The following is a 22,701-nucleotide window of genomic DNA, read 5'->3' as shown; positions in this document are numbered from 1 at the left end:
CGGCAGGTTATCCACAGCGGTTGACACCTCACGGCGCCCGTCACACCATGGAATCGCACGAACCGAACGATCGGTCGGGAGCGTGCTCCGGGAAGCATCCAGGTCGAGGGGGACCCCATGGCGACAGCAGCCGCCCGCGATACGGCCGGCAGCCAGACGTACGACGTACGGGACGGTGCCGGTGACACCGCCGGCCACGAGCGCGCCTTCGACGCGGCCGTCGCCGCCGACGAGCGGATCGAGCCGCGCGACTGGATGCCGGACGCCTACCGGGCCACGCTCGTCCGGCAGATCGCCCAGCACGCGCACTCCGAGATCATCGGCATGCAGCCCGAGGCGAACTGGATCACCCGTGCGCCCTCACTGCGCCGCAAGGCGATCCTGATGGCCAAGGTGCAGGACGAGGCCGGGCACGGCCTGTATCTCTACAGCGCCGCCGAGACCCTCGGCGTCGGCCGCGACGAGCTGCTCGACAAGCTGCACTCCGGCCGCCAGAAGTACTCCTCGATCTTCAACTACCCCACGCTGACCTGGGCGGACGTCGGAGCGATCGGCTGGCTCGTGGACGGCGCCGCGATCACCAACCAGGTGCCCCTGTGCCGATGCTCCTACGGCCCGTACGCGCGCGCCATGGTCCGCATCTGCAAGGAGGAGTCCTTCCACCAGCGCCAGGGCTACGAGCTGCTGCTGGCCCTCAGCCGCGGCACCCCGGAGCAGCACGCGATGGCGCAGGACGCGGTGGACCGCTGGTGGTGGCCGTCGCTGATGATGTTCGGCCCGCCGGACGACGAGTCCCAGCACTCCGCGCAGTCGATGGCCTGGAAGATCAAGCGGCACTCCAACGACGAGCTGCGCCAGCGCTTCGTGGACATCTGCGTCCCCCAGGCCGCATCGCTCGGCCTCACCCTCCCCGACCCCGACCTGCGGTGGAACGAGGAGCGCGGGCACCACGACTTCGGCGCGATCGACTGGACGGAGTTCTGGGACGTCCTCAAGGGCAACGGCCCGTGCAACGAACAGCGGCTGACCCGGCGCAGGCAGGCCCATGAGGAGGGCGCCTGGGTCAGGGAGGCGGCAGCGGCCCACGCGGCCAAGCACACCAACGGCGAGACAGGAGCGACGCGAGCATGACCCACACCGACTGGCCGCTGTGGGAGGTCTTCGTGCGCTCGCGCCGGGGACTGTCCCACACCCACGCCGGCAGCCTGCACGCACCGGACGCGGAGCTCGCCCTGCGCAACGCCCGCGACCTGTACACCCGGCGCGGCGAGGGCGTCTCGATCTGGGTCGTGCCGTCGTCCGCGATCACCGCCTCCTCGCCCGACGAGAAGGACCCGTTCTTCGAACCGGCCGCGGACAAGCCCTACCGGCACCCGACGTTCTACGAGATCCCCGAGGGGGTGCAGCACCTGTGACGACGACACCCGCCAAGGACACCGCCCACACGACGGCCGCCCTGGCCCTCGGTGACGACGCGCTGGTGCTCTCCCACCGCCTGGGCGAGTGGGCCGGCCACGCTCCCGTGCTGGAGGAGGAGGTCGCCCTCGCCAACATCGCGCTGGACCTGCTGGGCCAGGCCCGGGTGCTGCTGTCGATGGCCGGCGACGAGGACGAGCTGGCCTACCTGCGCGAGGAGCGCGCCTTCCGCAACCTCCAGCTGGTGGAACAGCCGAACGGCGACTTCGCGCACACCATCGTCCGGCAGCTGTACTTCTCCGCCCACCAGTACCTCCTGTACGCCGAACTGGCGTCCGGGGACGGGCCGTTCGCCCCCCTGGCCGGCAAGGCCGTCAAGGAGACCGCCTACCACCTCGACCACGCCGAGCAGTGGACGCTGCGGCTCGGCGACGGCACCGACGAGAGCCACCGGCGGACGCAGCGGGCCGTGGACGCGCTGTGGCGCTACACCGGCGAGATGTTCCAGCCGGTCGAGGGCCTCGACGTCGACCGGGCGGCCCTGGAGACGGCCTGGCTGGAGCGCGTCACCGAGACACTGGGCCGGGCCACGCTGACCGTGCCCGACGGCTCGCGCACGGGAGCATGGGCGGCCGGCGCGGGCCGTCAGGGCCTGCACACCGAGCCCTTCGGCCGCATGCTCGCCGAAATGCAGCACCTGCACCGCAGCCACCCGGGGGCGACATGGTGACCACCACCCCGCTGGAGGCGGAACTCCTCGAGCTCGCCGGTTCGGTGCCCGACCCCGAACTGCCCGTGCTGACCCTGCGCGAACTGGGTGTGGTGCGCGCGGTGCACACGCGCGGGGCCGGCACCGTCGAGGTCGAGCTGACCCCGACGTACACCGGCTGCCCGGCCATCGAGGCGATGAGCGTGGACATCGAGCGGGTCCTGCGCGAGCACGGAGTGCGCGAGGTCACCGTGCGCACGGTGCTCGCGCCCGCCTGGTCGACCGACGACATCACGGACGAAGGACGGCGCAAACTGCGGGAGTTCGGCATCGCCCCGCCGCGTGTACGGGAGGCCTCCGGGCCGGTCCGGGTGGAGCTGGGTCCGACGCGCACCCGCGACGGCCAGGCCGAGGACGGCCTGGCTCCCGTGCGCTGCCCGCACTGCGGGTCCGCCGACACCGAACTGCTCAGCCGTTTCTCGTCCACCGCGTGCAAGGCGCTGCGCCGCTGCCTGACCTGCCGCGAACCGTTCGACCACTTCAAGGAGTTGTGATGGCCCGCTTCCACCGGCTCCGGGTGGCCGCGGTCGACCGGCTCACCGACGACTCCGTCGCCCTCACCCTCACCGTTCCCCCGCACCTGCGCGAGGAGTACCGGTACACCCCCGGCCAGCACCTGGCCCTGCGGCGCACCGCCGACGGCGCGGAGATCCGGCGCACCTACTCCATCTGTTCCCCCGCCCCTCATGACGAGGCGCCGAGCACCCTCCGGGTCGGCGTACGGCTGGTCGAGGGCGGCGCCTTCTCCACGTACGCGCTCAAGGAGATCGACCTGGGCGACGAGCTGGAGGTGATGACCCCGGCCGGCCGCTTCACGCTCCCTCCGGCGCCCGGCCTGTACGCGGCGATCGTCGGCGGCAGCGGCATCACCCCGGTCCTGTCGATCGTCTCGACCCTGCTCGCCCGCGAGCCCGGGGCCCGGTTCTGTCTGATCCGCAGCGACCGGACGACCGCCTCGACGATGTTCCTGGAGGAGGTCGCCGACCTGAAGGACCGCTACCCCGAGCGGTTCCAGCTGGTGACCGCGCTCTCCCGGGAGGAGCAGCAGGCGGGGCTGCCGTCCGGGCGGCTGGACCGGGAGCGGCTGACCGGACTGCTGCCGGTGCTGCTGCCCGTGGAGCAGGTGGACGGCTGGTTCCTGTGCGGGCCGTACGGCCTGGTGGAGGGCGCCGAGCGGGCGCTGCGCGGTCTGGGGGTCGCCCGCTCCCGCATCCATGAGGAGATCTTCCACGTGGACGCCGGCTCGGCGCCCGTCTCCACGGCACCCGCCCCCGCGCACAGCACGGTCACCGCCCGGCTCGACGGACGCGGTGGCAGCTGGCCCGTCCAGGACGGCGAGTCCCTCCTGGAGACGGTGCTGCGCAACCGGCCCGACGCCCCCTACGCCTGCAAGGGCGGGGTGTGCGGGACCTGCCGCGCCTTCCTCGTCTCGGGTGAGGTGCGCATGGACCGCAACTTCGCGCTGGAGGCGGAGGAGACGGAGTCGGGCTATGTCCTGGCCTGCCAGTCGCACCCGGTGACGGAAAGGGTGGAGCTGGACTTCGACCGGTAGGGACACCCCGGCGCCCGGCCGGGTCCCGGCGGGCCCGGACCGGCTTCCTGCCCGCCCCGGTGCGGTCGACACACCCAGGGCCGCAGGGGACGGACCTGCCGGGCCGCGCACCGGGCGGACGGGCCGAGCGCGCGGGCGCCCGCGGGAGGACGTCGGCTCGCGGCGGGAGGCCGTCCGCGGGAAATCGCTACAGGACGTGACCCTGCTGCCCGTCGTCGGTGACGACGGGGCGGCCGGCGGACTCCCACACCTGCATGCCGCCGTCCACATTCACGGCGTCGATGCCCTGCTGGGCCAGATACATCGTGACCTGGGCAGACCGTCCGCCGGAACGGCAGATCACATGCACCCGGCCGTCCTGCGGGGCGGCCTCGGTCAGCTCGCCGTAGCGGGCCACGAACTCACTGATGGGGATGTGCAGCGCCCCTTCGGCGTGACCGGCCTTCCACTCGTCGTCCTCGCGGACGTCCAGCAGGAAGTCGCCGTCCTTGAGGTCCGCGACCTGGACCGTGGGCACACCAGCTCCAAAACTCATGCCCCCGACGCTACCCGACGGGGCGGCCCCCGGTTCAGGCCAGCAGCGCCGCCAGCTCCGCCTCACGTTCGGTCACCTGGGCCCGCAGCTGCTCGGCGATCTCGTCGAGAAGCGCGTCGGGGTCGTCCGGGGCAAGGCGGAGCATCGAGCCGATGGCACTGTCCTCGAGCTCCCTGGCGACCAACGTGAGCAGTTCCTTGCGCCGGGAGAGCCATTCGAGGCGTGCGTAGAGCTCCTCGCCCGCGCTCGGGACGCGCTTCAGCTCCGGTCCTGCGGCCCACTCCTCGGCGAGTTCACGCAGCTCGGCCTCGTTGCCACGGGCGTAGGCGGCGTTGACACGGGTGATGAACTCCTCGCGACGGGCGCGCTCCTTGTCCTCCTGTGCCAGGTCCGGGTGGGCCTTGCGGGCGAGGTCGCGGTAGAGCTTGCGGGCCTCCTCGCTGGGCCGCACCCGCTGCGGGGGCCGGACCGGCTGATCCGTGAGCATGGCCGTGGCCTCCGGGAAGAGGCCGTCGCTGTCCATCCAGCCGTTCATCAGCGCCTCGACACCGGGGATCGGCATCAGCCCGGCGCGCGCCTCGTCGGCCCGGCGCCGGTCCTCGGGATCGTCGCTGCGGGCGGCCCTGGCCTCCAGGATCCGGGCGTCGAGCTCCTCCAGGCGGGCGTACACCGGGCCGAGTTTCTGTTCGTGCAGCCGGGAGAAGTTCTCGACCTCGACGCGGAAGGTCTCCACGGCGATCTCGAACTCGATCAGCGCCTGCTCGGCCGCGCGTACGGCCTGCTCCAGCCGCTCCTCGGGCCGCGCCGCACCACCACCGCCGGGCGTCCGCTCCGCACCGGCGCCGCCGCCACCCTGCTCACCTTCCGAGGTCGTCACCCGGACAGCGTAGGCCACCCGCCCGGGCCCCATGGTCCGCCCCGGCGGCACACCCCGGACCAGGCCCGCGCGCCTCCCCCGGATGCTCGCTCACACCCCCGTCTCCGCCGCGATCCGTCCCGACCGCACCGCTGTCACCAGGTCCGCGTGGTCCGCCTCCGTACGGTCGGCGTAGGCGACGGCGAACGCCGCCACCGCCTCGTCCAGTTCGTCGTTCTTGCCGCAGTAACCGGCGATGCCGCGGGGGTCGGCGCTGTGGGAGTGGGCGCGGGCGAGCAGGGCACCGGTCATCCGGGCGTAGTCGTCGATCTGGTCGGCGGCCAGTGCCGCCGGGTCGACGCTGCCCTTGCGGTTGCGGAACTGGCGCACCTGGAAGGGGCGCCCGTCGACCGTCGTCCAGCCCAGCAGGCTGTCGCTTATCACCTGCATCCGCTTCTGGCCCTCGACCACGCGCCTGCCCTCGTGCCCGGCCTCCGGGGCCTCGAAGCCGGCCGTCCGCAGATGGGGCACCAGCGCCGAGGGGCGGGCCTCCTTCACCTGGAGGACGAGGGGCTCGCCCCGGTGATCGAGGAGCAGCACGACGTACGAGCGGGTGCCGACGCTGCCGGTGCCGACGACGCGGAACGCCACGTCGTGCACCGCGTGCCGGGCCAGCAGCGGGAGGCGGTCGGGCGGGAGCGTGCCGAGGTACTCCTCCAGTGAGGAGGCCACCGCGGCGGCCTCGTCGTCCGGTATCCGGCGCAGGACCGGCGGCGCGTCGACGAAACGGCGCCCGCCGTCCTCCGTCGCCTCGGTCGACTTGGCCGCGAAACGGCCGCTGGTGTTGGAGCGGGCCTTCTCGGAGACCCGCTCCAGGGTGCCCAGCAGGTCGTGGGCGTCGGTGTGGGAGACCAGCTCCTCGTCCGCGATGGCGTTCCACGCGTCCAGCGTCGGCAGCTTGGACAGCAGCCGCATGGTGCGGCGGTAGGCGCCCACCGTGTCGCGGGCCGCCGCACGGCAGGTGTCCTCGTCCGCGCCGGCCTCCCGCCCGGCGAGCACCAGCGAGGCGGCGAGCCGCTTGAGGTCCCACTCCCAGGGGCCGCGCACCGTCTCGTCGAAGTCGTTCAGGTCGATGACCAGTCCGCCGCGCGCGTCGCCGTAGAGGCCGAAGTTGGCCGCGTGGGCGTCACCGCAGATCTGGGCGCCGATCCGCGTCATGGGGGTGCGGGCCAGGTCGTACGCCATGAGGCCCGCCGATCCTCGGAGGAAGGCGAACGGTGTCGCCGCCATCCGGCCCACCCGGAGGGGGGCGAGCTCGGGCAGCCGGCCGCGGCTGGACTCCTCGACGGCGCTGACGGCGTCGGGTCGCGTGGCGTCCAGGTCGAGGGTGGCGTGGGCGCTGCGCGGGACCTGCCTGCGCAGGGCCTTGCCCTCCTCCCTGGGGCTGCCGGCGCCCGGCCACTCGGCGAATCCGGGCACTCGCGGCAGCCGCCGCGCACGGCCGGCACCACCGGCCCCGGCGGACCCATCGGTTTCCGTCGAACCAGCGGACCCTCCAGTCCCACCGGTCCCGGTCTGCCCGGCCACGACCTCGGTCACGGCAACCGCCTCCCCCGTACTTGCGTGCCGTACACACGCGTCCGATATCGACCGTGCCGACCGTACAGCCGGTGGCCGAAACGCGTCAGACCCTGTGGACAACTCGCGCCCTGTGGAAAACGAGGTCGCCAGGGCGGCGGTTCACCTCGCCTCGGCCACCGGCAACGACCGCCCCTCGGCGAGCAGCCCCCCGGCGCGGTCGGGCGAGATGTCCAGCCGGGCCAGCACCGCGGGTACGGCGATGCCCGGCAGCATGTGGTGCAACAGCACGACGACCCGGTGCTCCAGGTCCCGCCGCTGGCAGCGCAGCTGCGACAGGAGCTGCACGCCCGAGAAGCTCGCCACCAGCACTTCCGCCGTCTCCGTGGCGTCGACGTGCGGCAGCAGCTCGCCCCCCGTCTTCGCCTCGGCCAGTATCCGGGTGATCTGGTCGATCCACATGCCGAACGCCGGAGTGCGGTCCAGCCCCAACGCCCCCTGGTCCAGGGCGAGCCCGACGCTCGCCCGCACCAGCGGCTCGGTCCGCAGCCGCAGCGCCAGCACCAGGCCGGAGTCGACGAGTTCCTGCAGCTTGCTGGACTGGGGCGGCAAGGAGATCGCCAGCTGCTCCTCGAACACGCCGAGCGCCAGTTCCTCCTTGGAGCTGAAGTGGAAGTACAGCGCGCCCTTGGTGACCCCGGCCCGCTCCAGGATCTCCCCGATGGTCGCCGAGGTGTAGCCGCGTTCGTCGAAGACGGCCGCGGCCGCCTTCAGAATCGTTCGCCGGGTGCGGATCGCGCGCTCCTGTCGCGCCATCGGGTGCCTCCTGATCTGCGTGGATCTCGTGGGTCGCACCGTGCAGTCACCGTTGAGCCACCGTGAAGTCGCCGTGCGGTCTGTCGTGCTGTGCGAGGCGCGTGGGCCGGTCTCCGGCGATGTGGATCACCTTGGAAAAAAACCGTCTTGTCCGTATCTTAGTGCGAGCCGACCGGAGCCAGATTGCCGATCCCGGGGGTTCCTCATGCCGCCGCCGCAGCCCTTGTGCGCACCCATAAGGGATCAGACCGGGCAGCGTGGCACCCCCGCGAACGCCGCCGGGAAGCCGGGCGCCCGCACCCGCGTCACAACGGAACTCGCCCACCGCTCCCGCGCACAGGACGTCTTCGCGGTCGCATGGGTCCGCCTCTCCGACGTCCGCTTCCGGGTCACCGCCCACTGGCCCGCCGACCACGCCTTCTTCGGCGCCGTCGACGACCGCCACCAGGATCCGATGATCGTCGGCGAAACGTTGCGCCAGACCTCGATGGCCCTCGCCCACGCCGAGTTCGGCGCCCCCGCCGACACCCACTTCGTCATGCGGGACCTGGAGATATCCGCCGACCCGGCCCGGCTCCTGCTCGCGGACGCGGCCGAGCCCGTCATCGTCGACGTCGTCTGTTCCGAGGTCCGCCGCCGGGGCCGCGGCCTGAACGGCATGCGGACGACGATGGAGTTCCACCGCGCGGGACGACTCGTCGCCCGGGGTACCGGCGGCATGGGCTGCACCTCACCGGCCGCCTACCGCCGCCTGCGGCAGCGGCACGTGGCCACCCAGGGGGCCCCGCCACCGCTGCCGGCACCTGTCCCGCCCGAACTCACGGGACGGCACCGCGCGGAGGACGTCGTCCTCGCCCCCGCCGACCGGACCGGCACCTGGCTGCTGCGGCTGCACACCAACCACCCGGTGCTCTTCCCCCGGCCCAACGACCACGTCCCCGGCATGGTCCTGTTCGAGGCGGCCCGCCAGGCCGCGACCGCCGCGTCCGGCCGACGGCCGTTCCTGCCCTCCGACCTGTCCGTCTCCTTCAGCCGCTACGCCGAACTCGACAGACCCTGCTTCATCGACACCGAGGTGCTCGACAAGGACGACGACGGGGTGACGGTACGGGTGTCCGGACGCCAGGACGACGAACCCGTCTTCGCCGCCACCCTCACCTGCGCGCCCCCGGCCCCGGTCCGGTCGCTGCCGTGACCGTCGGCCTCCTGATCACCGGCGCGACGGGCTTCATCGGCAGCCGGGTCGCGGCAGCGGCCCGCAGGCGCCCCGACGTCCGCGTCCGGTCGCTGTCCCGTCGTACGTCGCGCGAACGGCCGGACGCCGGGACGGTACCCGGCGACCTGGCCGAACCCCGCACCCTCCATGGCAGCTGCGCCGGCGTCGACGTCCTCGTCCACTGCGCCTCCCGCGTGGGCGGCGATCCGGAGTCCGTCGCGGCGGTCAACGACCTCGGCACGAAAGCCCTCGTGGAGGAGGCCGTGCGGAGCGGGGTGCGCCGGATCGTGTACGTGAGCACCGCCGCCGTCCACGGCCGGGGCCCCTTCCACGGCGTACGGCCCGGCGATGCCCCGATCGCACCCGTCTCGGCCACCAGCCGCGGCCGAGCGCCATGTCCTCGACGCGGGTGGCCTGGTGCTGCGCCCTCATCTGGTCCACGGGGAGGGCGACCGCTGGGTGGTCCCCGGGCTGGTGAGGCTGCTGCGGGAGGTGTCCGCGACCGTCACCGGCTGTGCGGCACGCCACTCGATGATCGACGTCGACACCCTGGGCCGGGCGGTCGTCGCGGCGGCGCTGTCCCCGCACCACGGTCCGGGCGCCCACTACGTCGGCCACCCGGACCCCGTTCCGGCCATGGAGTTGCTCGCGGCCGTGTGCGAACGGGTGGAGCGGCCCGGCGAAGGCGCGGCGGTGGACGTGGCAACCGCCCGCGCCCGGGCCGCCGAGTCCCCGCGCGCGCTGCATTACCTCGATCTGCTCACCGCGGACCACTGGTTCGCGGACGACGCCTTCTGGAAGGACCTGGACTGCTCACCGGGTGAGGGCTTCGCCCGTACCTTCGCGCGCTCGGCGCCCTGGTACCGCTCGTATGTGACGGGTGGCTGACGCCCGCGCACGAAGCCGACCGGTCGGTGAGGGCGCTTGCGGTCGGCGGCACTGACGGTGGTCACGGCCGGCGCGGTCCTCGGCCTGGCCGTCGCCGCACCGAACCTGGCCGGAGTGCGGGGAGCCCTGACCCCGCCGGGCGCGCGGCGGTCGGAGGGATCGGCCGCAGGCGCGCGGCCTCGCCGCCCTCCACGGCAGAGGGCGGTGCCGGCCGGCCGGCTCACGGGGTCAAGACCGCCCCCGCCCCTCGGCATGCGCCTCCGGGCTCCGCCGCGGCCGAACATCACACCGCTCCACGGCGAAAAGGATCATGAGATGTTCCTCACACGCCACCCCGCCAGCTCACCTGCCCGGGCACGGGAAACGGGTCGGCGAAACGAGCATGCGAAACGGGCGGCATCCGATGGATGCCGCCCGTTCGACGGTGTGCGCGAGGGGGGAGTTGAACCCCCACGCCCTTGCGGGCACTGGAACCTGAATCCAGCGCGTCTGCCTATTCCGCCACCCGCGCATTGGGTGTGTCTTCCGGGCCTGCCCTTTGGGGTCTTGCGCCTTCCGACACCCAGAACATTAGCACGCTGGTCGGGGTGGATTCACATCCCTTTCCCCACCACCGCCCGGACCGCCCCCGACCGGCACCGACCGCCCCCCACCGGCCCGTTAACCCCCCGGGCCACCTCCCCCGGCCCCCTGTGCAGCGGCGGTGACCGCTTCACGTATCAACCTCGTACCGGTGGCCCCCGTCTCCCCAGGAGCCGGACCGAGTCCACAGCCGGGTGCGGGACACTGGTCTGCGGCCCCCTCTACGATCCATGGCAGAACGACGCGCACGAGCACGGCCGAAGGAGTTCGAAGGGGAGCCCCGGTGGGAACTTCGTCAGGCGGCGACACCTGTCGGCCGGGCGGACAGGGGGAACCAGCCGATCGACCGGCGCGTGGATACGATCAGTAAGCAGTACCAGGTAAGCGGTGCACGAAACGGTGCACTGGGCAGTACACAGGACGGCAGCGACGGAGGAGGTGCCCCATGGGAGTCCTGAAGAAGTTCGAGCAGCGTCTCGAAGGTCTGGTCAACGGCACCTTCGCCAAGGTGTTCAAGTCCGAGGTGCAGCCCGTGGAGATCGCGGGAGCGCTCCAGCGGGAATGCGACAACAACGCCACCATCTGGAACCGCGACCGCACCGTCGTACCCAATGACTTCATCGTCGAACTGAGCACCCCGGACTTCGAGCGCCTCAGCCCGTACTCCGGCCAGCTCGGTGACGAGCTCGCCGGCATGGTGCGCGACTACGCCAAGCAGCAGCGCTACACCTTCATGGGTCCCATCAAGGTGAACCTGGAGAAGGCCGAGGACCTCGACACCGGCCTGTACCGGGTGCGCAGCCGTACGCTCGCCTCCTCCGCCGGCCAGGCCCCCGGAGCCGCGGGCCCCGCCGGTGCCCCGCCGGCCGGCCGCCCCGGTGGCTACGGCTACCCGCCGGCCGCACCCGCGGGCGCCCCGCCCATGCCGCCCGCGCCGCCGCCCGGCGGCCGCCCCGGCGGTTACGGCTACCCGCAGCCCGCGGCCGGCCAGCGGCCCCCCGCCGCTCCCGCGCCCGGCGGACGCACCCGCTACTGGATCGAGATCAACGGCACCCGTCACCAGATCTCCCGCGCCACCCTGGTGATGGGCCGCAGCACCGAGGCCGACGTGCGGATCGACGACCCCGGCGTCTCCCGCCGGCACTGCGAGATCCGGACCGGAACGCCCTCGACGATCCAGGATCTGGGCTCCACCAACGGCATCGTGGTGGACGGGCAGCACACCACCCGCGCTACGCTCCGCGACGGCTCGCGGATCGTCGTGGGCAGCACCACCGTTATCTATAGGCAAGCCGAAGGGTGAAGCGGGGGCAATGTCAGAGCTGACCCTCACGGTCATGCGGCTGGGTTTTCTGGCCGTTCTGTGGCTGTTCGTGATCGTGGCCGTGCAGGTCATCCGGAGTGACCTGTTCGGAACGCGCGTCACCCAGCGCGGTTCCCGACGGGACGCCGGCCGGCAGCAGCAGGCCGCCCGTCAAGCAGCGCCGCCGCCGCAGCAGCAGCGCCAGCAGTCCGGCGGCGGCCGCCGCGGCCGTAACACCCCCACCAAGCTGGTCGTGACCGAGGGCACCCTCACCGGCACCACCGTCGCCCTCCAGGGCCAGACCATCACGCTGGGCCGGGCGCACGACAGCACGATCGTGCTGGACGACGACTACGCCTCCAGCCGCCATGCCAGGATCTACCCGGACCGCGACGGCCAGTGGATCGTCGAGGACCTGGGCTCCACCAACGGCACCTACCTGGACCGGACCCGGCTGACGACCCCCACACCGATTTCGCTGGGCGCACCGATCCGCATCGGCAAGACCGTCATCGAGCTGCGGAAGTAGTGCTACACCAATGAATGAGCGCGAGCGGAGCGAGCACGCAGTGGGGGTCCCCACCCAGGATCCCGGCGCGCTCCCGACCGGAGGGTGGGCAGTGTGGCTCGACACGACCGGCTGTACCCGGAGCCGACAGGCGAGGTGCGCATGAGTCTGTCCCTGCGCTTCGCCGCCGGATCGCACAAGGGGATGATCCGGGAGGGCAACGAGGACTCCGGTTACGCCGGTCCGCGCCTGCTCGCCATCGCCGACGGCATGGGCGGCGCCGCCGCCGGCGAGGTCGCCTCCTCCGAGGCGATCTCCACCATCGTCGCGCTCGACGACGACGTCCCCGGCTCCGACCTGCTCACCTCGCTCGGCACGGCCGTCCAGCGGGCCAACGACCAGCTGCGCATGATGGTCGAGGAGGACCCCCAGCTCGAGGGCATGGGCACCACCCTGACCGCCCTGCTGTGGACCGGTCAGCGGCTCGGCATGGTGCACGTCGGCGACTCCCGCGCCTACCTCCTGCGCGACGGCGTCCTCACCCAGATCACCCAGGACCACACCTGGGTGCAGCGCCTGGTCGACGAGGGCCGGATCACCGAGGAGGAGGCCACCACCCACCCGCAGCGGTCCCTGCTCATGCGGGCCCTCGGCAGCGGCGAACACGTCGAACCCGACCTGTCCATCCGCGAGGTGCGGGCCGGCGACCGGTACCTGATCTGCTCAGACGGCCTGTCTGGCGTGGTCTCGCACCAGACCCTCGAGGACGCCCTGGCCAGCTACCAGGGCCCCGAGGAGACGGTACAGAACCTGATCGAGCTGGCCCTGCGCGGCGGCGGCCCCGACAACATCACCGTGATCGTGGCCGACGTCCTGGACCTCGACACCGGTGACACCCTCGCCGGGCAGCTGTCCGACACCCCGGTCGTGGTGGGCGCCGTCGCCGAGAACCAGAACCAGCTCCACGACAACGGCATCATGCAGACCCCGGCCGGCCGCGCCTCCGGTCTGGGCCGCCGGCGCCAGGAGGGCGGCGGGGGCGAGTTCGGCCCGCCCGGCAGCGGCGACATCACCGGCTTCATCCCCACCGACGGCTTCGGCTACGCCGACGACGACTTCGTCAAGCCCGGCAAGGACCGCAGGTGGCTCAAGAGGTCCGTGTACAGCCTGCTGGCGCTCGCCGTCATCGGCGGCGGCATGTACGGCGGCTGGCGCTGGACCCAGACGCAGTACTACGTCGGCACCAACGACGGACACGTCGCGCTGTACCGGGGCATCAACCAGGACCTGGCCTGGGTCTCGCTCTCGAAGGTCGAGAAGGACCACCCCGAGATCGAACTGAAGTACCTGCCGCCCTACCAGCAGAAGCTGGTCGAGGCGACCATCGCCGAAGGCGATCTGTACGGCGCCCGGGAGAAGATCGAGGAACTGTCGGTGCAGGCCTCCGCGTGCGAGAAGCAGGCCGCGCGGCGCGCCGCCGAGAGCGAGAAGAACGCCAAGACCGGTGAGGGCGAGGCCGGAGGCACCACGGGAACCACACCCGCCTCCTTCACGTCCAAGGCCTCGCCGACGCCCAACCCGTCGGGCTCGACGAAGGCCCCGGAGCAGTCCACGCCCCCGTCCACGACCGCACCCACTCCCAGCCCCGGCCCCAGCCTCTCGGAGGAGGAGCAGAAGGTCGTCTCGCTGTGCGGTAAGCAGTAGGCAAGCCGTGAGAGGCCCTGTCACACGATGAGCAGTACTACCAACCCGTCGACGCAGCACACGTCCACGATCGGTGCGATCGGCGCACCCAGCCGCCGCAACACCGAGCTCGCGCTCCTGGTGTTCGCCGTCGTCATCCCGGTCTTCGCCTACGCCAACGTAGGGCTCGCCCTCAACGACGAGATGCCCACCGGGCTGCTGAGCTACGGCCTGGGCCTCGGCCTGATGGCAGGCGTCGGCCACCTCGCCGTACGGAAGTTCGCGCCGTACGCGGACCCGCTGATGCTGCCGCTGGCCACCCTGCTCAACGGCATCGGCCTGGTTGCCATCTGGCGCCTGGACCAGTCGAAGCGACTGCAGGCGAGCAGCACGTTCGTCGAGGCCGCGCCGCGCCAGCTGATGTACTCCGCGCTCGGCGTCGCCCTGTTCATGGCCGTACTGTTCTTCCTCAAGGACCACCGCGTCCTGCAGCGCTACACCTACATCTCCATGGCCGGCGCGCTGATCCTGCTGCTCCTGCCGCTGGTCCCGGGCCTCGGCCACAATGTCTACGGCGCCAAGATCTGGATCAAGATCCCCGGTCTCGGCACCCTCCAGCCCGGCGAGTTCGCCAAGATCGTCCTCGCGGTCTTCTTCGCGGGCTACCTCATGGTCAAACGCGACGCCCTGGCCCTCGCCAGCCGCCGCTTCATGGGGCTCTACCTGCCCCGCGGCCGCGACCTCGGTCCGATCATCGTCGTCTGGATCATCTCCATCCTGATCCTGGTCTTCGAAACCGACCTCGGCACCTCGCTCCTCTTCTTCGGCATGTTCGTGATCATGCTGTACGTAGCCACCGAACGGACCAGCTGGATCGTCTTCGGTCTGCTGATGTCCGCGGTCGGCGCCGTCGGCGTGGCAAGCTTCGAGCCCCACATCCAGACACGTGTGCAGGCGTGGCTCGACCCGATGCACGAGTTCGAGCTCAGCCGCGCCGGGGTCGTCGACGGCATCGTCCACTCCGAGCAGGCCATGCAGGCCCTGTGGGCCTTCGGCTCCGGCGGCACCCTGGGCACCGGCTGGGGCCAGGGCCACTCCGACCTCATCGGCTTCGCCGCCAACTCCGACTTCATCCTCGCCACCTTCGGCGAGGAGCTGGGCCTGGCCGGCGTCATGGCGCTGCTCCTGCTCTACGCGCTGATCGTGGAGCGCGGCGTGCGCACCTCCCTCGCCGCCCGCGACCCGTTCGGCAAGCTGCTCGCCATCGGCCTGTCCGGCGCCTTCGCGCTCCAGGTCTTCGTCGTCGCCGGCGGCGTCATGGGCCTGATCCCGCTGACCGGTATGACGATGCCCTTCCTGGCGTACGGCGGTTCCTCCGTCATCGCCAACTGGGCGCTGATCGGCATCCTGCTCAGAATCAGCGACACCGCCCGCCGTCCGGCGCCCGCCCCCGCCACCAACCCCGACGTCGAGATGACCCAGGTGGTCCGCCCGTGAACAAGCCCCTGCGCCGGGTCGCGATCTTCTGCGGCCTGCTCATCCTCGCCCTGCTCATCCGGGACAACTGGCTGCAGTACGTCCAGGCCGACGGGCTGAGGACCGACGAGCACAACCGCCGCGTCGCCATCGAGCGGTACGCCTCCCCGCGCGGCGACATCATCGTGGGCGGTGAACCGATCACCGGGCACACGACCACCAAGGGCGACTTCCAGTACAAGCGCACCTACAAGGACGGCGCCATGTGGGCGCCGGTCACCGGCTTCGTCTCGCAGGCCTTCGGCGCCAACCAGCTGGAGTCCATCGAGGACGGCATCCTCACCGGCAACGACGACCGCCTCTTCTTCCGCAATACGCTCGACATGCTGACGGGGAAGAACAAGGAGGGCGGCAACGTCGTCACCACGCTCAACGCCGCCGCGCAGAGGGCCGCCTACGAGGGGCTGAAGAAGCAGGGCGGCAAGGGCTCCGTCGTCGCGCTCGAGCCGTCCACCGGCAAGATACTGGCGCTGGCCTCCTTCCCGTCGTACGACCCGTCCACGATCGCCGGTAACGGCGCCTCGGACGCCGAGGCATGGAACAAGCTGCAGAAGAAGGACAACCCGAACGACCCGATGCTCAACCGGGCACTGCGCGAGGTCTACCCGCCCGGCTCCACCTTCAAGGTCCTCACCGCGGCGGCCGCGCTGGAGAACGGGCTGTACGAGGACGCGGACCAGAACACCGAAACGCCGCTGCCGTGGACCATGCCCGGCACCACCACCGAGCTGAAGAACGAGGGTGACCTCCCCTGCGAGGACGCCACCCTGCGCGAGGCGCTGCGGGTGTCCTGCAACACCGTCTTCGGTAAGGTCGGCTCCGACCTCGGCAACGACAAGATGCTCGAGATGGCCAAGAAGTTCGGCTTCACCGAGGAGCAGTTCGTCCCGGTCCGCTCCAGCGCCTCGGTCTTCTCCGAGGACATGGCCCCCTCCGAGGTCGCCCTGTCCTCCATCGGCCAGTTCAACACCGCCGCCACCCCGCTGCAGATGGCCATGGTCTCCGCCGCCGTCGCCAACAACGGCACGCTGATGAAGCCGTACATGGTCGACGAACTCCAGGCCCCCAGCCTCGACACCATCGAGAAGACGGACCCGGAGGAGATGAGCAAGCCGATGTCGGCGAAGAACGCGCAGATCCTCCAGTCCATGATGGAAACGGTCGTCGAGAAGGGCACGGGAACCAACGCCCGTATCCCCGGCGTCACCGTCGGCGGCAAGACCGGCACCGCCCAGCACGGTGTGGACAACAGCGAGAACCCCTACGCATGGTTCATCTCCTACGCCAAGAACAGCGACGGCAGCTCACCGGTGGCCGTGGCGGTCGTGATCGAGGACGAGAACGCCGTGCGCGACGACATCTCCGGCGGCGGTCTCGCCGCGCCGATCGCCAAGAGCGTGATGGAGGCGGTCGTCAAGGGCAAGCAGTGACCCCGCTCACGTCTGCCTCACATCGGTGCACGTTGCGGTACCGGTCCTGTATCGGCTGACGTACTTGGCCAGGTCACACAAAGCGAGCCGGGTACGGTAGGCCCGGACGGCAGCCTCCGGCGGCACACGTGTGCCGCCCGGGACCGACGGAGAGGGCTGGTAGGTAGCTATGGAAGAGCCGCGTCGCCTCGGCGGCCGGTACGAACTGGGCCAGGTGCTCGGTCGCGGTGGCATGGCCGAGGTCTACCTCGCGCATGACTCCCGGCTCGGCCGCACCGTGGCGGTGAAGACGTTGCGCGCCGATCTCGCGCGCGACCCGTCCTTCCAGGCCCGTTTCCGCCGGGAGGCCCAGTCGGCCGCCTCGCTCAACCATCCCGCGATCGTCGCGGTCTACGACACGGGCGAGGACTACATCGACGGGGTCTCCATCCCGTACATCGTCATGGAGTACGTCGACGGCTCCACGCTCCGTGAGCTTCTGCACAGCGGCCGCAAGCTGCTGCCGGAGCGGACGCTGGAGATGACCATCGGCATCCTCCAGGCGCTGGAGTACTCGCACAGAGCCGGCATCGTCCACCGCGACATCAAGCCCGCCAACGTCATGCTGACGCGCAACGGCCAGGTCAAGGTGATGGACTTCGGCATCGCCCGCGCGATGGGCGACTCCGGCATGACGATGACGCAGACCGCGGCCGTCATCGGCACCGCGCAGTACCTCTCGCCGGAGCAGGCCAAGGGCGAGCAGGTCGACGCGCGTTCCGACCTGTACTCCACCGGCTGCCTGCTGTACGAGCTGCTGACCGTCCGGCCGCCCTTCGTGGGCGACTCCCCGGTCGCGGTCGCCTACCAGCACGTACGGGAGGAACCGCAGGCGCCGAGCGTCTTCGACCCCGAGATCACGCCCGAGATGGACGCGATCGTGCTGAAGGCGCTGGTCAAGGACCCCGACTACCGGTACCAGTCGGCCGATGAGATGCGCGCCGACATCGAGGCCTGCCTCGACGGCCAGCCCGTCGCGGCGACCGCCGCCCTGGGCGCGGTCGGCTACGGCGGCTACCCGGACGACCAGCCGACGACGGCACTGCGCCCGGACGCCGGCGCCGGGGCGGCGACCTCGATGATGCCGCCCATGAACCCGGACGACGGCGGCTACGGCTACGACGAACGCCAGAGCCGCCGGCGCCCGCCGAAGAAGAACAACACCTCGACGATATTGCTGGTCGTGGCAGGTGTCCTCGTCCTCATCGGCGCGATCCTGATCGGCCGCTGGGCCATCAGCGGCAACGGCGGCGTGGGGAATGGCACCGTCCCGACCCCGAATTTCATCGGCGAGACCAAGGACGACGCGCAGAAACTCGCCGTCAACGGCGATGTGAAGCTCGCCTTCGTAGAGAAGCCCTGCGAGGACCAGAGCAAGGGCAAGATCTGCGACCAGGACCCCGCCGCGGGCACCAAGGTCGAGAAGGACTTCACCGTCAACCTGGTGGTCTCCACCGGGGCGCCCAAGGTCGCGGTGCCGAGCGTCGTGGGCGACAGCCTCCAGGACGCCAAGGCCGAGCTGGAAGGTGACAAGTACGAGTTCGTCGTGGAGGTCAAGGAGGAGGTGAACGCCGAGGCACCCGGCACCGTCCTCAAGCAGGACCCGGGTCTCGGCGAGGAGGTGGAGAAGGGCACCACCATCACCCTCACCATCGCCAAGGCGGAAGCCAAGTCCACCGTCCCGGACGTCATCAACAAGACGTGTGACGAGGCCAAGGCCCAGATGACGGCCAACGAACTCGTGGGCAACTGCACCGAGGAAGAGACCGACGACCCGAACCTGGTCGGCAGGGTCATCCGCACCACGCCGGCGGCGAACACGCAGGTCGACAAGAACTCCCAGGTGCAGATCGTGATCGGCAAGGCCAAGGCGAACGAGCAGGTCGCGGTCCCGAACATCAACGGCCAGAGCCTCAAGGACGCCCAGCGGATGATCCAGGAGGCCGGGCTGAAGGTCGGCAACGTCGCCGGCTCGCAGAATCCCAACTCGCGCGTCTTCGGCTCCAACCCGCCGCAGGGCACCCAGGTCCAGAAGGGCTCGGAGGTCGGCCTGTTCACCGCGGACCAGGGTGGCAACGGCGGCAACGGCGGAGGCGACGGCGGCATCTTCGGCGGCCTCACCGGCGGCTAGGGCGACTGCCCCGTAGAACCCGCACGACAAGAGCCCCGGCACCCTCTTCCGGAGGGGGCCGGGGCTTCTTCATCGCGGGCCACAGCTCGTTGATCGGTTGGGGGGGAAGGACCGCTCCGCCGACCCCGGTCAGCGCAGCTCCTCCGGCGGGGTCCGGTCGCTGTCGACCTTCTCCGTGCGGACCAGCTCGCCCCAGACGATGTAGCGGTACGTGCTCGTGTACACCGGCGTGCAGGTGGTCAGCGTGATGTAGTGGCCGGCCTTCTTCCTGCCGGACTCCTTCGGGATCTTCGAGAGGACGTCGACGTTGTACTTCGACGTCTCGGGAAGGATCGCGAAGGTCTTGTAGACGTACCACTTGTCCTTCGTCTCGAAGACGATCGGGTCGCCCTTCTCGATCTTGTGGATGCCGTGGAACTTCGCACCGTGCCCGTCCCGGTGGGCCGCCAGGGAGAAGTTGCCCTCCTTGCCGGACGTCGGCAGGGCCGCCTTCACGGGGTCCGTGTAGTAGCCGGCGACGCCGTCGTTGAGGACCTTCATCGACGTGCCCTTCTCGACGAGGATCTCGTCACCGCTCATCGCGGGCACGTGCAGGAAGCCGATGCCGTCCTTGGTGTCGAAGGAGACGGGGCCGTCGCCGTCGGACCCCTTGGCCCAGTTGTCCCGCACCTCGTCGGCCTGTTTGGCCGCCGTACGGTCCGCGACGACGTTCGTCCACCACAGCGAGTAGGCGACGAACAGGGCGAGCACCAGGCCCGCGGTGATGAGGAGTTCCCCGAAGAAGCTGACCACCATCGCCACCGGCCCCAGACGGCGTCGCGCCGGAGGCGGTGAGGACGCGGGCGTGTCGGTGTGATCTTCGGTGTCGTCGGCGGTCGCTGCCACGTTTCCACTGCCCTTAACTGACGAGCGCATCCGGCTTGCCCTTGCTGCGCGGCCGTTCCTCGACCATCTTGCCCCAGACGATCAGGCGGTACTTGCTGGTGAACTCCGGCGTGCAGGTGGTCAGCGTGATGTAGCGGCCGGGCCCGGTGAAACCCGAGCCCTTGGGGACCGGCTCGAGGACACTGACGTTGCTCGGCGACGTCACCGGCAGCATCGACGCCATCTTGTAGACGAAGTACTCGTTCTGCGTCTCCACGACGATCGGGTCACCCGGCTCCAGCCGGTTGACGTACCGGAAGGGCTCGCCGTGCGTGTTGCGGTGGCCCGCGAGTCCGAAGTTGCCGGTCTTCGCGTCCGGCATCGCCGTCTTCAGCGCGCCCTCCGCGTAGTGGCCCACCATGCCCCGGTCGAGCACCCTCTTGCTGTCGATGCCCTCCGCGATCGGCACCACCACGTCCAGCTTGGGGATGTGCAGCAGCGCGAAGCCCTGACCCGGCTCGAACGCCCCCGGCTTCCGCTCGCCGCTCGCCCAGTCGTTCTGGAGGTCGCTGGCCTCCTTGCCGGCCTGCGCGTGTGCCCGCACGTTCGTCCACCACAGCTGGTACGTGACGAACAACAGCATCAGCACACCGGTGGTGATGAACACCTCGCCGATCGCCCGGCTCGCGACGACCGCCGGGCTCGCCTTGCGGGCCCGCGCCTGCCGGCGCGCCTCGACGCGGGACAGCGGCGCCCTGGACGCGCCCTCAGACGCCTGTGACGCCCCCTCGCGGCCCTCCGCCGCCCCGGTGGCCCCCGCGGCCTTGTGAGAGCCTCCACGGCGCCCGTGACGCTTCCTGGCGGCCTTCCTGCGGGCCGCCCGGCCGCCCGACACCACCGCGGCAGCCGATGCGGACGCCTCACGCGTCCCTCGCTCCGGTGGCTCGGGGACACGCAGCGCCACGGTCTCGTCGTCGACCGGCGGCAGAAACGCGGTGCTGTCGGAGGCCCCGCCGTAGGGATCGGGGTCGGGGTCGGGCGCCGCGCTGTCGTACCAGCCGTCCCCGAACGCACCCGGCTCCCCGTACGGCTGCCCGCCGTACGAGGTGCCCTGGTCGCCGGCGCCGCCGTAGGCGTCCGCGCCGGACTCACGCTCGGGGCGCAGCGCGGTCACGCCGTGGCCCTGCCCACCACCGGGGCGAGCCCCGCCGACCTCGCCACCGCGCCCTCGTCGCCGCACTCCACCAGCCAGTTGGCCAGCATCCGGTGCCCGTGCTCGGTCAGCACCGACTCGGGATGGAACTGCACGCCCTCGACCAGCAGTTCACGGTGCCTCAGCCCCATCACGATGCCGTCCGGCGTCCTGGCCGTGACCTCCAGCTCCGCCGGCACCGTGGCCGGCTCGGCGGCCAGCGAGTGGTAGCGGGTCGCCGTGAACGGGGAGGGCAGGCCCGCGAAGACCCCCTTGCCCCCGTGCTCCACCGGCGAGGTCTTGCCGTGCAGCAGCTCGGGCGCACGGTCCACGACACCCCCGTACGCCACCTGCATCGACTGCATGCCGAGGCAGACGCCGAAGACCGGCACGCCGGTGGACGCGCAGTGCCGCACCATGTCCACGCAGACGCCGGCCTCCTCGGGGGTGCCGGGGCCCGGGGACAGCAGCACCCCGTCGAAACCGTCCTGGGCATGTCCCGTGGAGACCTCGTCGTTGCGCAGGACCTCGCACTCGGCGCCCAGCTGGTACAGGTACTGGACCAGGTTGAAGACGAAGCTGTCGTAGTTGTCGACGACGAGAATGCGCGCGCTCACTGGTTGTCCACCGTCACATCGTTGAAGGGCAGCAGCGGCTCGGCCCACGGAAAGACGTACTGGAAGAGGATGTAGACCACGGCGATGATCAGCACGAGTGAGATGAGTGCCCTCACCCATCCGTTCCCCGGCAGATGCCGCCAGATCCAGCTGTACATGCCGTCCCTTCCGTCGTACCACGGCACCAGACCCACGCCGTACGCCAACAGACTAACGGCGCGACGCCTCCGGTTTCCCGGCCTCCACAGGCTCCGTGGGGGCCGGACGGGACCGGCCGCGAGTACCCACGGGTACGTGGCTCAGGGCCGATCGCCTCGATGTCCGGGCTTGTTCCACGTGAAACCAGGAACACGGTCGGTACGTGATCGCGGCGGGCTTCCCTTCACGTACGGCTCCTACTCGATGGGCTTGGCGTAGTGCAGGTCCACGGTTCCCGAGTAGCCGGGCAGCGTCACCGGCCCGTTGTCCTCGACCTTCCAGCCGAGCCCGTAGACATTGACGTACACCATGTAGTTCTGGATCGCCGGCGAGGCCGCGAGCGCCTTCTTCAGCTTCTCCGGATCCCCGACCGCCGTGATCTTGTACGGCGGTGAGTAGACGCGGCCCTGGAGGATCAGGGTGTTGCCCACGCAGCGCACGGCGCTGGTGGAGATCAGCCGCTGGTCCATGACCTTGATGCCCTCGGCGCCGCCCTGCCACATCGCGTTCACCACGGCCTGGAGGTCCTGCTGATGGATGACCAGATAGTCGGGCTGCGGCTCGGGATAGCCGGGGAGCTTGGCCGTGGCGTCCGGCGGAGCGTCGTTGAGGGTGACCGTGATCGCCTCGCCCTTGAGCTTCTGGGTACCGGCGCGCTTCTCCAGTTCGGCGAGCTTGTCGTCCTCCGCCTTGGTGCTGCCGTCGTCCCGCTCGGCGAGAGCCTCTATGTCCTTGCGCAACGCGCCGTTGGATTCGTCGAGCTCGCCGTTCTTGCGGCTGCGCTCGTGGATCAGGTCGGAGAGCTTCAGCAGCGAGTCGTCCGTGCGGATGTTGGTGCCCTTGGCCGTGTCGAAGCTGGTGAAGAAGATGAGTCCCGCGAGAGCGAACACACCCGCGGTGAGGATCCGCACGGGCCGGAGACGGCGTCGGCGGGCAGGACTGGATCTCATCCCGGGGAAGTCGGCAGAATTGCTCAACGTACCCTTATCTCC

The 22,701-nt window shown here is 70.8% G+C and carries 22 protein-coding genes, 1 tRNA gene and 1 pseudogene; 14 read left to right on the top strand and 10 right to left on the bottom strand.

The features are described from left to right. The first annotated feature begins 117 nt into the window (after nucleotides 1-117). The 5 genes from paaA to IE178_RS12745 are packed head-to-tail and all read left to right on the top strand — an operon-like array spanning nucleotide 118 to nucleotide 3,737. On the top strand, nucleotides 118-1,131 hold the full coding sequence (gene paaA, locus IE178_RS12765; RefSeq protein WP_193512331.1) for a 1,2-phenylacetyl-CoA epoxidase subunit PaaA: 1,014 nt from the start codon (nucleotides 118-120) through the stop codon (nucleotides 1,129-1,131). Then, on the top strand, nucleotides 1,128-1,415 hold the full coding sequence (paaB, locus tag IE178_RS12760; protein ID WP_093764322.1) for a 1,2-phenylacetyl-CoA epoxidase subunit PaaB: 288 nt from the start codon (nucleotides 1,128-1,130) through the stop codon (nucleotides 1,413-1,415). Before paaA ends, paaB begins: the two co-directional genes overlap by 4 nt. Next, the gene (gene paaC, locus IE178_RS12755; RefSeq protein WP_193512330.1) at nucleotides 1,412-2,146 is read left to right on the top strand and encodes a 1,2-phenylacetyl-CoA epoxidase subunit PaaC; all 735 of its coding nucleotides are present in this window, start codon (nucleotides 1,412-1,414) and stop codon (nucleotides 2,144-2,146) included. Before paaB ends, paaC begins: the two co-directional genes overlap by 4 nt. Next, nucleotides 2,140-2,679 (top strand): 1,2-phenylacetyl-CoA epoxidase subunit PaaD, encoded by a 540-nt coding sequence (gene paaD, locus IE178_RS12750; protein ID WP_184764291.1) that lies wholly within the window; start codon nucleotides 2,140-2,142, stop codon nucleotides 2,677-2,679. The genes paaC and paaD overlap by 7 nt, the downstream gene beginning before the upstream one ends. Continuing rightward, nucleotides 2,679-3,737, top strand: a complete 1,059-nt coding sequence (locus tag IE178_RS12745) for a 2Fe-2S iron-sulfur cluster-binding protein (RefSeq protein ID WP_193512329.1) — start codon at nucleotides 2,679-2,681, stop codon at nucleotides 3,735-3,737. The genes paaD and IE178_RS12745 overlap by 1 nt, the downstream gene beginning before the upstream one ends. A 187-nt stretch (nucleotides 3,738-3,924) precedes the next feature. On the opposite strand, the gene IE178_RS12740 is transcribed toward IE178_RS12745, so the two are convergent. The 4 genes from IE178_RS12740 to IE178_RS12725 form a co-directional block, all read right to left on the bottom strand. Continuing rightward, on the bottom strand, nucleotides 3,925-4,254 hold the full coding sequence (locus tag IE178_RS12740; protein ID WP_184764480.1) for a rhodanese-like domain-containing protein: 330 nt from the start codon (nucleotides 4,252-4,254) through the stop codon (nucleotides 3,925-3,927). Between the two features lie 52 nt (nucleotides 4,255-4,306). Next, the gene (locus IE178_RS12735) at nucleotides 4,307-5,149 is read right to left on the bottom strand and encodes a J domain-containing protein (RefSeq protein ID WP_193512328.1); all 843 of its coding nucleotides are present in this window, start codon (nucleotides 5,147-5,149) and stop codon (nucleotides 4,307-4,309) included. Between the two features lie 90 nt (nucleotides 5,150-5,239). Then, the gene (locus IE178_RS12730) at nucleotides 5,240-6,616 is read right to left on the bottom strand and encodes a DUF2252 domain-containing protein (RefSeq protein ID WP_318280036.1); all 1,377 of its coding nucleotides are present in this window, start codon (nucleotides 6,614-6,616) and stop codon (nucleotides 5,240-5,242) included. Between the two features lie 252 nt (nucleotides 6,617-6,868). Then, nucleotides 6,869-7,522: a ScbR family autoregulator-binding transcription factor gene (locus IE178_RS12725; RefSeq protein WP_184764295.1), complete on the bottom strand. Its 654-nt coding sequence runs from the start codon at nucleotides 7,520-7,522 to the stop codon at nucleotides 6,869-6,871. 223 nt (nucleotides 7,523-7,745) lie between these two features. Here IE178_RS12725 and IE178_RS12720 point away from each other — a divergent pair, with 223 nt between their 5' ends. From IE178_RS12720 to IE178_RS35860, 3 genes and pseudogenes are all read left to right on the top strand, one after another. Beyond that, nucleotides 7,746-8,717: a ScbA/BarX family gamma-butyrolactone biosynthesis protein gene (locus tag IE178_RS12720; protein ID WP_318280006.1), complete on the top strand. Its 972-nt coding sequence runs from the start codon at nucleotides 7,746-7,748 to the stop codon at nucleotides 8,715-8,717. After that, nucleotides 8,714-9,007: pseudogene (locus IE178_RS35865) on the top strand (NAD-dependent epimerase/dehydratase family protein); the annotation flags it as partial. The gene IE178_RS12720 and the pseudogene IE178_RS35865, both read left to right, overlap by 4 nt. Before the next feature lie 79 nt (nucleotides 9,008-9,086). Beyond that, the gene (locus IE178_RS35860) at nucleotides 9,087-9,626 is read left to right on the top strand and encodes an NAD-dependent epimerase/dehydratase family protein (RefSeq protein WP_318280005.1); all 540 of its coding nucleotides are present in this window, start codon (nucleotides 9,087-9,089) and stop codon (nucleotides 9,624-9,626) included. 427 nt (nucleotides 9,627-10,053) lie between these two features. Here the strand turns inward: IE178_RS35860 and IE178_RS12710 are convergent. Beyond that, nucleotides 10,054-10,137: transfer RNA gene (locus IE178_RS12710), tRNA-Leu, on the bottom strand. Nucleotides 10,138-10,653: 516 nt separating this feature from the next. On the opposite strand from IE178_RS12710, the gene IE178_RS12705 reads away from it, so the two are divergent. The 6 genes from IE178_RS12705 (at nucleotide 10,654) to pknB (ending at nucleotide 18,838) form a co-directional block, all read left to right on the top strand. After that, on the top strand, nucleotides 10,654-11,511 hold the full coding sequence (locus tag IE178_RS12705) for an FHA domain-containing protein (protein ID WP_184764298.1): 858 nt from the start codon (nucleotides 10,654-10,656) through the stop codon (nucleotides 11,509-11,511). A gap of 10 nt (nucleotides 11,512-11,521) precedes the next feature. Continuing rightward, nucleotides 11,522-12,040, top strand: a complete 519-nt coding sequence (locus IE178_RS12700; RefSeq protein ID WP_184764299.1) for an FHA domain-containing protein FhaB/FipA — start codon at nucleotides 11,522-11,524, stop codon at nucleotides 12,038-12,040. 141 nt (nucleotides 12,041-12,181) lie between these two features. Further along, nucleotides 12,182-13,723 carry a Stp1/IreP family PP2C-type Ser/Thr phosphatase gene (locus tag IE178_RS12695; protein ID WP_184764300.1) on the top strand — a complete coding sequence of 514 codons (1,542 nt, stop codon included), beginning with the start codon at nucleotides 12,182-12,184 and terminating at the stop codon, nucleotides 13,721-13,723. A 27-nt stretch (nucleotides 13,724-13,750) separates the two neighbouring features. Beyond that, nucleotides 13,751-15,199, top strand: coding sequence for an FtsW/RodA/SpoVE family cell cycle protein (locus IE178_RS12690; RefSeq protein ID WP_184764301.1), 1,449 nt, complete (start codon nucleotides 13,751-13,753; stop codon nucleotides 15,197-15,199). Beyond that, a complete protein-coding gene (locus IE178_RS12685; protein ID WP_193512325.1) occupies nucleotides 15,196-16,668 on the top strand; it encodes a peptidoglycan D,D-transpeptidase FtsI family protein in 1,473 nt (490 codons plus the stop codon). Before IE178_RS12690 ends, IE178_RS12685 begins: the two co-directional genes overlap by 4 nt. A gap of 169 nt (nucleotides 16,669-16,837) precedes the next feature. Next, nucleotides 16,838-18,838 carry a Stk1 family PASTA domain-containing Ser/Thr kinase gene (gene pknB / locus IE178_RS12680; protein ID WP_193512324.1) on the top strand — a complete coding sequence of 667 codons (2,001 nt, stop codon included), beginning with the start codon at nucleotides 16,838-16,840 and terminating at the stop codon, nucleotides 18,836-18,838. Between the two features lie 129 nt (nucleotides 18,839-18,967). Here the strand turns inward: pknB and IE178_RS12675 are convergent, their stop codons facing one another. The 5 genes from IE178_RS12675 to IE178_RS12655 all read right to left on the bottom strand — a co-directional run bounded on the left by IE178_RS12675 (nucleotide 18,968) and on the right by IE178_RS12655 (nucleotide 22,686). Next, nucleotides 18,968-19,723: a class E sortase gene (locus tag IE178_RS12675; RefSeq protein ID WP_184764304.1), complete on the bottom strand. Its 756-nt coding sequence runs from the start codon at nucleotides 19,721-19,723 to the stop codon at nucleotides 18,968-18,970. 13 nt (nucleotides 19,724-19,736) lie between these two features. Beyond that, on the bottom strand, nucleotides 19,737-20,876 hold the full coding sequence (locus IE178_RS12670; RefSeq protein WP_193512323.1) for a class E sortase: 1,140 nt from the start codon (nucleotides 20,874-20,876) through the stop codon (nucleotides 19,737-19,739). After that, nucleotides 20,873-21,511, bottom strand: coding sequence for an aminodeoxychorismate/anthranilate synthase component II (locus IE178_RS12665; protein WP_184764306.1), 639 nt, complete (start codon nucleotides 21,509-21,511; stop codon nucleotides 20,873-20,875). The genes IE178_RS12670 and IE178_RS12665 overlap by 4 nt, the downstream gene beginning before the upstream one ends. After that, nucleotides 21,508-21,669 (bottom strand): hypothetical protein, encoded by a 162-nt coding sequence (locus tag IE178_RS12660; RefSeq protein ID WP_184764307.1) that lies wholly within the window; start codon nucleotides 21,667-21,669, stop codon nucleotides 21,508-21,510. Before IE178_RS12660 ends, IE178_RS12665 begins: the two co-directional genes overlap by 4 nt. A 237-nt stretch (nucleotides 21,670-21,906) precedes the next feature. Next, nucleotides 21,907-22,686 carry a DUF881 domain-containing protein gene (locus tag IE178_RS12655; protein WP_193512322.1) on the bottom strand — a complete coding sequence of 260 codons (780 nt, stop codon included), beginning with the start codon at nucleotides 22,684-22,686 and terminating at the stop codon, nucleotides 21,907-21,909. Nucleotides 22,687-22,701: the final 15 nt, after the last annotated feature.

Origin of the sequence: Streptomyces griseoloalbus (assembly GCA_014650015.1) — a bacterium.
Taxonomy (GTDB): Bacteria; Actinomycetota; Actinomycetes; order Streptomycetales; family Streptomycetaceae; genus Streptomyces; species Streptomyces griseoloalbus.
Note: the sequence above shows the minus strand (reverse complement) of the source record. Positions and strands in the feature narration are given on the sequence as shown.